The 9,765-nt window shown below is 69.4% G+C and carries 8 protein-coding genes and 1 pseudogene; 4 read left to right on the forward strand and 5 right to left on the reverse strand.

Annotated features, from left to right (window positions below; translation table 11 throughout):
• Positions 1 to 75: 75 nt before the first annotated feature.
• The 3 genes and pseudogenes from cdgB to QR77_RS22395 all read left to right on the forward strand — a co-directional run.
• On the forward strand, positions 76 to 1,842 hold the full coding sequence (gene cdgB / locus QR77_RS22385; RefSeq protein ID WP_040023892.1) for a diguanylate cyclase CdgB: 1,767 nt from the start codon (positions 76 to 78) through the stop codon (positions 1,840 to 1,842).
• Positions 1,843 to 2,189: 347 nt separating this feature from the next.
• On the forward strand, positions 2,190 to 3,236 hold the full coding sequence (locus QR77_RS22390; protein WP_040023893.1) for a carbohydrate-binding protein: 1,047 nt from the start codon (positions 2,190 to 2,192) through the stop codon (positions 3,234 to 3,236).
• Positions 3,237 to 3,471: 235 nt separating this feature from the next.
• A pseudogene (locus QR77_RS22395) lies at positions 3,472 to 3,624 on the forward strand (IS5/IS1182 family transposase); the annotation flags it as partial.
• Between the two features lie 81 nt (positions 3,625 to 3,705).
• On the opposite strand, the gene QR77_RS22400 reads toward QR77_RS22395, so the two are convergent.
• Positions 3,706 to 5,097: a glycoside hydrolase family 6 protein gene (locus QR77_RS22400; protein WP_078877013.1), complete on the reverse strand. Its 1,392-nt coding sequence runs from the start codon at positions 5,095 to 5,097 to the stop codon at positions 3,706 to 3,708.
• A 482-nt stretch (positions 5,098 to 5,579) separates the two neighbouring features.
• Here QR77_RS22400 and QR77_RS22405 point away from each other — a divergent pair, with 482 nt between their 5' ends.
• A complete protein-coding gene (locus QR77_RS22405; RefSeq protein ID WP_040023894.1) occupies positions 5,580 to 6,527 on the forward strand; it encodes a lytic polysaccharide monooxygenase in 948 nt (315 codons plus the stop codon).
• A 222-nt stretch (positions 6,528 to 6,749) separates the two neighbouring features.
• Here QR77_RS22405 and QR77_RS22410 read toward each other — a convergent pair whose 3' ends face one another.
• From QR77_RS22410 to QR77_RS48955, 4 genes are all read right to left on the reverse strand, one after another.
• A complete protein-coding gene (locus tag QR77_RS22410; RefSeq protein ID WP_040023895.1) occupies positions 6,750 to 7,487 on the reverse strand; it encodes a flavodoxin family protein in 738 nt (245 codons plus the stop codon).
• Positions 7,488 to 7,653: 166 nt separating this feature from the next.
• Complete coding sequence (locus QR77_RS22415; RefSeq protein ID WP_040023896.1) at positions 7,654 to 8,331, reverse strand: RraA family protein; 678 nt, start codon at positions 8,329 to 8,331, stop codon at positions 7,654 to 7,656.
• A 72-nt stretch (positions 8,332 to 8,403) separates the two neighbouring features.
• Complete coding sequence (locus QR77_RS22420) at positions 8,404 to 9,363, reverse strand: DUF5996 family protein (RefSeq protein ID WP_052488975.1); 960 nt, start codon at positions 9,361 to 9,363, stop codon at positions 8,404 to 8,406.
• A gap of 172 nt (positions 9,364 to 9,535) precedes the next feature.
• The coding region (locus QR77_RS48955) for a PfkB family carbohydrate kinase (RefSeq protein ID WP_040023898.1) at positions 9,536 to 9,765 on the reverse strand (230 nt) is incomplete at its 5' end.

Consider the following 9,765-nt stretch of genomic DNA (forward strand, 5'->3'; position numbering starts at 1 on the left):
AGTGGCGATGACCGTGCAACACGAGAGCCGATGAGAATCCTGGAGTTGCTGTCGAGGTCTCGGGGAGAGCGAGCGATGGAGACCGAGTCGGAGCCGTACGTCCGTCTTGCGACCCTGCGTCAATTGCACCAGGCCGTCGCCGAACTCAACACGGCCCGTAGCCTCGCCGACACCCTGCAAACCGTCGCCGACGGCGTGGTCAGCGGCCTCGGCTACGAACTCGCGTGTGTCAACGTCGTCCAGGCCGACGGCGATCTCGTCATAGCCGCCTTCGCAGGAAGCGAGGCCGCCGAGTCCCTGATCACCGGTCGGGTGGGCTCACGCACCTCCTGGGAACGCCGGCTCTCGATGGGTGAGGCCTGGGGCGCCCTGCGCTTCATACCGCACACCGAGGGCTGGGTCCTGCTGGAGGACGACGTACCGCAGTGGTACACCGAGGGCCCCGATCCCCGCTTCCCCGACGAGTGGCACCCGCAGGACCGCCTCTACGCCCCGATGTACGCCTCCGGCGGCGACGGCGAGCTGCTCGGGGTGATATCCGTCGACCGGCCGCGCGGTGGGCGCCATCCGGGCCCCTGGGGGCAGGAAGCCCTCCAGATGTACGCGTCCCAGTCCGCGATTGCGATCAGCAACGCCCGGCTGCGAGCAAATATGCAGCGCGCCCTGGTCCGGCTCGAACGCGAACAGCAGGCGCTGCGGGCGAGCGAGGAGTCCTTCCGCCAGGCCTTCGAGTACGCGCCGAGCGGCATGGCCATCGCCGAGCTGGGCGGCGACCAGCACGGCAGGCTGCTGCGCACCAACGACGCGCTGTGCCGGCTGCTCAGCCGCCCTGCCTCCGGGATGCGCCACCTCTCGTTCGCGGACCTCGTCCACCCCGAGGACATCGGGACGCTGCTCCGTACCTCCGCCGAGGGCGGCCGCGCCGAGCTGCGGCTCGCCCGCCGCGACGGCACCTACATATGGGTCTCCGTACGCAACTCCGTCGTCACCGACACCACGGACGGCCCCCGCTTCCTGCTCACCCATGTCGAGGACATAGAGGAGCGCAAGCGCCACGAGCTCCAGCTCGCCCATCGCGCCTCCCACGACGCACTCACCGGCCTGCCCAACAGCGCCGAACTCCGCACCCGCCTCAGCGCCCGCGTCTGCGCGCGGCCCCACTCGATCCGCGAGAACGCCGTCCAGGCGCTGGACAAGGCGTACGGAGGGTACGAGGGCCCCGCCATCCGGGAGCCCGCCCGCGACACCCGCGAAGGCTTCGAGGGCTACGACAGCTACGACGACTACCGGGGCTACGGCGGATACGACGAGAACGCTGGCAGCCTCGTCTTCCGCGGCGGCGGCCTCGATCCGGCCACAGCCCCCGGCCCGCTCGGCCGCCAGGGCCACCAGGACCACCAACACATCGTCGCGCCGGGCGGCAACGGCGACGTGGACGACGGTACGAAGGGCCTCGCTGTCCTCTTCTGCGACCTCGACGGCTTCAAGCTGATAAACGACCGCTTCGGCCACAACACCGGTGACGCCGTCCTCATCGAGGTCGCGCACCGGCTCACCTCGGGCGTACGCGACGGCGACACCGTCGCCCGGCTCGGCGGCGACGAGTTCGTCGTACTCGCCGACGGGCTCGGCTCGGCCGACGCCGCCGACCTCTCGGCGCGCCTGCGGAACGCGATACTGCCGCCGATCAGGGTCGACGGCAGGGCGGTCAAGGTGGGGGCGAGCTTCGGCATCAGTTGGGCGGCCTGCGGAATGTCGGTCGCGGACATACTCAAGTCGGCCGACCAGCGCATGTACATCGAGAAGCGCTCGCGGAGCAAGGTCCACCGCAGGGTGAGCTGAAGCGCGCGGCGCCCCGCGGGATGTCAGGACCCGGAACCGGAAAGCCGACCCGGAACGTCGAAGAGCAAGAGACCCGGAGTGAGCGAGTGAGAGCGCGGTGAGCGTGAGCTACCCCACGCCGACGCGCGTACAACCCCCCGCCGGCACGGCCCCGGGACGCGTCCGGCGTCCGGCGTTAACCGGCTGGCCAGACCCCGGACTTCCGTCGGCCACAAGGCCGGCGACGTGGTGATCAGAGGCGGGCCGGACCCCGGCCCCCGTTGCCGAAGACCGTATCTGGGCCTGTCCATTCAAGGTAGGCTCGGCCGGTCGGCGACGCTGGCGAGATGGTGAGGAGTGACCCAGGGATGACGGCCGGGAACAACGGCGCGAGCACGCCCGAGGACGACGATCCGTTCGGCTATCTGTACGAGGACGGACAGGCGGCAGCCGCTCAGCGAGGCCAGGGCGGTGGCTACGGCTATCCCGGACCGGCCGCGCAGCCCGGCGTGCCCAGGACGTCGTACAACCAGGTCAGGACGGTTGGCGAGCGCCAGTACGGACAGCCTCCGCAGCAGCAGTACGGCCAGCAGCCGCAGTACGGGCAGCAGCAGTACGCCGGCCAGCCGCCGCAGCAGTCCCAACAGCCGCAGCAGGGTCAGCAGGGCCAGGGCGGTTACGGCTATCCCGGCCCCGGTTCCGGCGCCCCCGGCCAGTACGGCCAGCCCCCGGCCCCGCCGTCGGCCACGACGCGTTCGATCCAGCCCCAGCGCGGCGGCGGACGCGGCGGTCCCAACAACAAGGGCCTGCTGATCGGCGCGGTGGCCGTGGTGGTCATAGTCGTCGTCGGTATCACGATCGCGCTCACCACGAACTCCGACAAGAAGACGGACGACGCCGGGCCGAGCACCGCCCCGACCGCCGGCCAGGCGCAGCAGCCGAGCGCCGGCGCGGGCAAGGACGACAAGGGCGACAAGCCCGCGAAGCCTCTTCCCAAGGAGGACGCGGCGACGCTCCAGCTCGGTCCGCCCGCCGCCGTGGCCAGTACGGTGCCCGGAGCCCAGGGCGCCGACGGTACGTACGTATCGCTGAGCGGCGGACCCGGCGCCTCGGCGACCTGGACCGTCGACGTCCCGAAGAGCGGCGACTACACGCTCTTCACGTACTACGGAGTGCCCGGCAAGGACGCCAAGGCGACCCTGACGGTCGACGACTCACCGCCCAACGTCGTCAAGATGAACAACTACGCCGAGGCCAAGGACGGCGACTGGGAGCACGGCTGGACGCTGACCTACAACTACATCCAGCTCGACAAGGGATCGAACACCATCAAGATCTCCTGCGAGCAGGGCGACCAGTGCGACGCCAATCTTGACCAGGTCAAGCTGAAGGCCGGTCACGTCGACCACTACTAGGCCGCTACTAGGCCTTGTCCGGCGGACTCTTCGCGGGCCCGGGACGCCTGGTACGGCATTTTGCCGCGTTGTCGGAGTCGTCCCCGTACGTCCAGTACGAGGACGATCCTCCGCCTTGCGATATCACCGTGAGGTGATCGACGCGATCGCGTGGAAGTTCCGGACCGAATCGCAGTAGGTGCACCTGCCGGAGAAGTACGGCAACTGGCGCGGGGTCCACAACCGGTTGCGGATGTCCTCCGAGCGCCTGGGTCGCCACCGTCGGGTGGCCGAGCGCTCGATGGCCTGCCTCGCGGGCTGCTGCCGTCTCCATCGCCGCTGCGAAGGCGAGGTGGAACACTTCCTCGCCTTCGCCGGCATCGCCGCAACCCTTATCCGCTACCGCTGATCAGCCACATGAGATGACCTCTTGGAAGGCACCTGCTCGGTTCCGAGGCGATACGGATGCCGCAACTGCTCAGGGCGTCGGTCAGAGCGCCGGGTAGGCGTTCTTCATGAGCTCCTGGAACTGGGCCGAGAACCAGTGGCCGGAGAGCGGCGCGTCAGGCAGGGCGCCGGACAGGCTGTTCCCGTTGCGAGCGTTACCGGTGTACGTCGGGTCGCACATCCGGTCGAAGCCCTTGCCCTCGTCGTTCGGTATCTCCTTGCTGGCGCCGTCCGACTCACCCGGGGGCTTGATCCAGACGTACGCGTCGATACCGGCCGCCGGGGCGGCCTGGGGCCGTGCGCCGAGACCGGCGCCCTTCTGGTTGCACCAGTTACCCAGGTGGATCCGGCGGTCGAGGCGGCCTCCGTTGACGTACGCGTCCGAGGTGGTCTTCGGGCCCGCGGCGGTCGGCCGGGCGGAGCCGCCCCAGCCGTTGCGGGAGGTGTCGATCAGCATGCCGACGTTTGAGGCGAAACCTTCCTTCTGGACCTCGGTGCGGAACGCCTGAGCGAACGACTGTTCGTCGACGTAGCGGTTCCAGTCGATCCACTTGGACTTCTCGCGGATCGGACCGTCGTTGGCGGTGTCGCCGATCTTGAAGAACGGCTCCGTCGTGGCGCCATAGTTCGCGGTGTTGACGATGAAGCCCTGCACGTTGGCCTGTGTGCTGCCCTCGGCCTTCGCGGCTTCGGCCAACTGCTTTGCTGAGGAGTTGAAGTTGTCGTCCCACCCGATCCAGCCGTGGTGGCCGGCGTCGAGGTAGTTGTACGTGTTCGGGACTGCGCCCAGCTTGGCCAGCGCGTAGCCGACACCCTTGACGTAGTTTCCGTTCGCCTTCATCGTGTCGCAGTTCGGCGTCGCTGTCGGGCGGGGCGTGACGTTGGTGACCAGGTTCGGCAGCGAGTCGATCTCGACGATGTTCACGATGCGTAGCTGGGCGTAGGCCGGCTTGGCCAGGATCGCGGCGATCGGGTCGATGTACTCGGTCTTGTACCTGGGGAGATCCGTCGGGCCGAGCTCGCCGTTCGAGGCGAGGGCGGAACAGTCACGGCCGGGCAGGTTGTAGATGACCAGTTGGATCGTCTGCGCGCCCTGGCTGACGGCCCTGGCGAGATGGTCATCCAGGCCCATTCCGCCGTCCACACCGTCGATCGCGGCGATGCTGTCGATCCACACGGCGGTGGGCTGATTCGAGATCCTGCTGCCGCCGGGCTCGGCCGCGGCCTTCGCGGACCACTCCGGGTTCACGTACACCTTGGCACCCGCGTACGGGTTGTCCACACGGGCAGCGGCCTGTGCGGAGGCGGAGGCGGATGTGGTGGTGAGCCCGGTGACGGCGCCGCCGGTGAGCAGCGTCGCGCCGACGCTGAGAGCGACCAAGCCTCGGCGGACTCGTGGATTGGGTAATGCGACTGAGCTGGTGAGGGGCTTCATGTGCGAACTACCTCCGGAGGAAGTTGGATCTTCACTACTTGAGGGAAGTCGTGTCCTTTTTGCCCGGTTCAGTTGCACGTTCTTTACGTTGGGAGCGCTCCCAGTGTTAAGTCTTGACCTAGCGCTGTCAATGCCTCGACCTGAATGAGATAAGGGCAAGAGCCTTGCCTGGAGCCGGAGTTGATAGATCAAGCCAACGCTCGGCGGAGGCTGCGGGGGCGTTTACTACTTGACGCGTACGCGCTACGTTGCCATTTGGGAACGCTCCCAACGGCCCCCATGCCAGACCCTCTGTCCGTCGATCGCCGAGTGCGGGACGACTCAGAACACGCAATCAAATCCGCGTCACGGGCCCCTGCCCGACTGCTCCGGCCTGCCCTCTTCCCGGTGTCGGCTCCAGCAGCACAGGGCGAGGCTCATGACAAGTCCCGGCAGGTCCGGTCGGCGTTTGAGAGAGAACCCCCTACGAAGGAGATCGACTCATGGTCATCAGCTCAGTCCGTGTCCGGCGCATGCTGGCCCTTGCCGGGGCCGCGGGCGTTGCCGCCGCAGTGCTGTCCGTGCCGACCCCGGCATCGGCGCACGGCGTCAGCATCATGCCCGGCTCGCGGACCTACCTGTGCTACAAGGACCTGCTCGAGCACAGCTCGACCCAGATGCCGTCCAACCCGGCCTGCGCCCAGGCGGTCCAGCAGACCGGCACCACCCCGCTGTACAACTGGTTCGCCGTTCTGGACTCCAACGCCGGTGGTCGGGGCGCGGGTTACGTCCCGGACGGGACGCTGTGCAGCGCGGGCGACCGGAGCCCGTTCAACTTCTCGGCATACAACGCGGCCCGCGCCGACTGGCCGACGACACACCTGACTTCGGGAGCGAACATCGAGGTCAAGTACAGCAACTGGGCCGCTCACCCGGGCAGGTTCGAGGTGTACCTCACCAAGAGCGGATGGAGCCCGAGCACGGCGCTCGCCTGGGGCGACCTGGAGCACCTCCAGACGGTGGCCAACCCTCCGCAGTCCGGTGGTGTGGGCACGGATGGAGGCCATTACTACTGGAACCTTCAGTTACCCCAGCGGAGCGGTCAGCACATGCTCTTCATCCAATGGATCCGCTCGGACAGCCAGGAGAACTTCTTCTCCTGTGCTGATGTCGTCTTCGACGGCGGCACCGGTCAGGTCACCGGTCTGGCGGGCGGCGAGCAGTCGGCGGCCGAAGTCGAGGCGCTCGGGGCGGGCTTCAAGAACACCAAGGCGGACCCGATCCACGCCGCCGGACACGACGGCCACGCCGCGGCTGGTGCGGAGTTGGCGGCCTCCACCGACGCGCCGGAAGTCGCCGCGCCGGCGGCAGTGGCGGGTTTGGGCGCACTCGTCTTCGCCGGTAGCGCGATGGTGTTCAACCGGCGCCGCCGGGCCAAGCAGCACGGCTGACGTCGCATGACCGCATGACCACAGGTCACTATCAGTCCCGTCCGGGGCGGCCGGCCGGCGCAGGCGACCGAGGGGAAGGCCCCCCTCGGTCGCCTCGCTCCACCGTGCACTCGTGCCGAGACTGCCGGGGCGCGAGCCAGCCGTGTTCTGTCTCTCGTGGTCCGGGGATGGCCGCTCCGGCGGCAACCACGCCCGCCCGCCACGAGGCCAGGGCTCAGAACGCTAACGGTGCTCGGGATTCTCGTAGTCGTAGCGGCAGCCTGCGTCCCAGGCCGCGCGCTGATTGCCGTAGGCGGGGATGCCGCCGCCGTCCTTGAGCATCCTGGCCAGGTGCAGCAGATTCCACGTCATGAACGTGCAGTTGCGGTAGGTGAACTCGTTCTCCGGGCCACCGGACCCGGCGTCCAGATACGAGGGCCCGGGGCCGGCCTCGCCGACCCAGCCCGCGTCCGCCTGCGGCGGGATGGTGTAGCCGAGGTGCTGAAGGCTGTAGAGGACGTTCATGGAGCAGTGCTTGGCGCCGTCCTCGTTGCCCGTGATCAGGCACCCGCCGACCCGCCCGTAATAGGCGTACTGGCCCTCGCTGTTGAGAGCGCTGGAGCAGGCGTAGAGCCGCTCGATGACGCGCTTGGTGACCGAACTGTTGTCGCCGAGCCAGATGGGGCCGGCCAGGACGAGGATGTCGGCGCCCATGACCTGCTCGTAGATCTCCGGCCAGGCGTCGCGTTCCCAGCCGTGGTCGGTCATGTCCGGCCAGACACCGGTGGCGATCGGATGGTCCACCGGCCGGACGATGTCGACCTGGACGCCCTGCGCCTCCATGATGCGGGCGCTGCGGTCGATCAGTCCCTGGGTGTGGCTGAGCTCCGGGGACCGCTTGAGCGTGCAGTTCAGCACGAGTGCGCGCAGGTCGTCGTAGCGCGCCGGTGGCGGGCCGGCTGTGACGGGCGTGGTAACCACAGGGTCCTCCCGGGCGACGGCGTACCGAGGCCGACGCGTTGACGACGCTGCCCATCGTGCGGTGCCCGGCCGAGCAGGGTGACCCAAGCGGCTTGACGGCCCGGCAAGGCCACTCGGACAGCCGAGCGACGGGCCGGTCCGGTGCCGCCGATGAATTCCGCTCAGGCTATTTCTCAGTGGCGCGCTGGTCGCCGGTGCGCATCCGCCGGGGGTCCTCCGTACGGATCTGGGAGAGGTCGGCCCGGTCGTCCGCGTCGATGCGGCGGGCTTCGGCCGCGACGTCGGGCAGGCTGTGGGCGGGGATGACGACGGCGCCGGAGCTGTCGGCGTAGATGTAGTCGCCGGGCGTGACGCGGACGCCGCCGACCTCGACGGGGACATTCGCCGCCGACGGGGTCACGGTGTCGCCGCCCCAGTGGGTGGCCTCTCCCGCGCACCAGGCCGCGAAGTCGTACGAGGCGAGTTCGCCGAAGTCACGCAGCCGGCTGTCGGTGAGCACCCCGGCCAGGCCGTTGGTCTGTACGCGGGACAGCTTGGTGCCGCCGCCGTGCGAGGCGTCCGGGTAGCCGCCGCTGGACAGCACGAGCACCCTGCCACGCGGGGCGTCCCCGACGGCGCGGTAGAACCATCCCCCGAAGCCCAACTGATTGGTCTCGGTGAAGTCGTCGCGTGCCGGCAGGTAGGCGATCGTGACGGCCGGGCCGAACAGGGACCGTCCGGGAGTGGGACTGACCAGGCTCAGGATGTGTGCCCGGTGCCCGTGGACGCGGCCCATCGCATCCACCAGCGAAGCGCACGCCAGCCCTTCGACCAGCGCGCTCGGATCGGAGTTCTGCTCAGCCATGCCGGTGTCTCCCTCGCGGATGGAACCGGCCGGACCGGCCGGTGCTTCGCCGGTGCTTCGTCGGTGCTTCGGTCAGCGGGGTGCCGCGCGCGGCTCCGTACGGATTTCCAGGGCGTCGCGGTCCCACCCCGCGCGCTCGGCCGCGGCCTCGTACGTGCTCCGCAGGAACTCCATCAGTTCCCGGTCCGGGTCGTCGGCGGTGCGCACGGCCTCGTAGGGGAGCAGGAACTCGCCGCCGTCCGGGTTGTAGGCCGCCGCCGCGGGCCGCACCGGGTACTGGGCGTAGCCCGGGGGCTCCGGGTAGGCGTACGAGTAGAACGTGCCCTCGGCCGACCCGCCGGGCCAGAAACCGCAACTGGACACCTCGTGCGAGTAGGCCTCGGCCGTGACCCGGTCGGCGAGGTTCGGTGTGCCTCCCGGATGTGGCGGCGCCGGCCGCCCGGAGAACCGGGTGACGGTGAGGTCCATCGCGCCCCAGAAGAAGTGCACGGGGCTGACCTTCCCGACGAACCGGGAACGGAACTCCGTCATCACCCGCTGCACCGAGGTGAGCTGTACCCAGAAGCGGTGGACGGGCTCCGGCTGGTACGAGGCGTGCTCGGTGTCCTCGGGAAACGGCACGGGTGAGTCGACCTCGACCGGGGTCGGCCAGAGCGTCACCTCGATGCCGAGTGCGTCGAGCGCGGTCAGGGTCTCGTGGTAGAACGCGGCCACGGACTTCGGTTCCAACGCCACCCGGCGCTCCCTGCCGTCGCTGGAGCGCACGTGCAGATGGTGGTCGCAGAAGTCGAACTCCATCTCGAAGGTGCCGGCCCCGTAGGGGATGGCCGAGGTGGTCAGCCCCCGCGTCGACACATACAGCGGCACCTGCCACCAGTGGTTGACCATCGGCGCCAGCGCCAGCCGGACCTTGCCCACGATCTCGGCCCACATGTGCAGAGTGGCTCTGGTCTCGGCCCAGTCCTCCAGGGGTGCGCTCGGCCAGCCTTCAGTGAGGTGCCGGGCAAGCTGCTGGGTCTGGGTGCGGGGCATCGTGCGAGCCTCCGTTACCTCGATTACCTCGGATACACGGACGCTTCCACTGACGGTGTCCGCGCGGAAACCGCCCGTGGGACGAGCGGCCGCAAGGCCATAAGCCAATTGTCCGCTTCCGTCCGGAGCCCCGCCAGTCGCTCACCCACCCCCCCCGGGCCCCCGGTGGGCCTCAGCTCGCCGGCTGCTCCGTCACCGTGACGCGCGGCAGCAGTTCGCCGTACGTGACCGGGTCGAACTCGCCCGCCGCCGGGGCCAGCACCGTCGCGTTGGCCAGGGCCACCGCCCTCGCCAGGACCGCCGGCCACGGAAGTCCCTCCACCAGCCCGGAGAGCAGCCCGGCCACGAGCGAGTCGCCGGCGCCCGTCGGATTGCCGCGCACGGCCGACGGCGGGGCCGCCC

It is taken from the genome of Streptomyces sp. 150FB (genome assembly GCF_000818195.1).
In the GTDB taxonomy this organism is placed as follows: Bacteria; Actinomycetota; Actinomycetes; order Streptomycetales; family Streptomycetaceae; genus Streptomyces.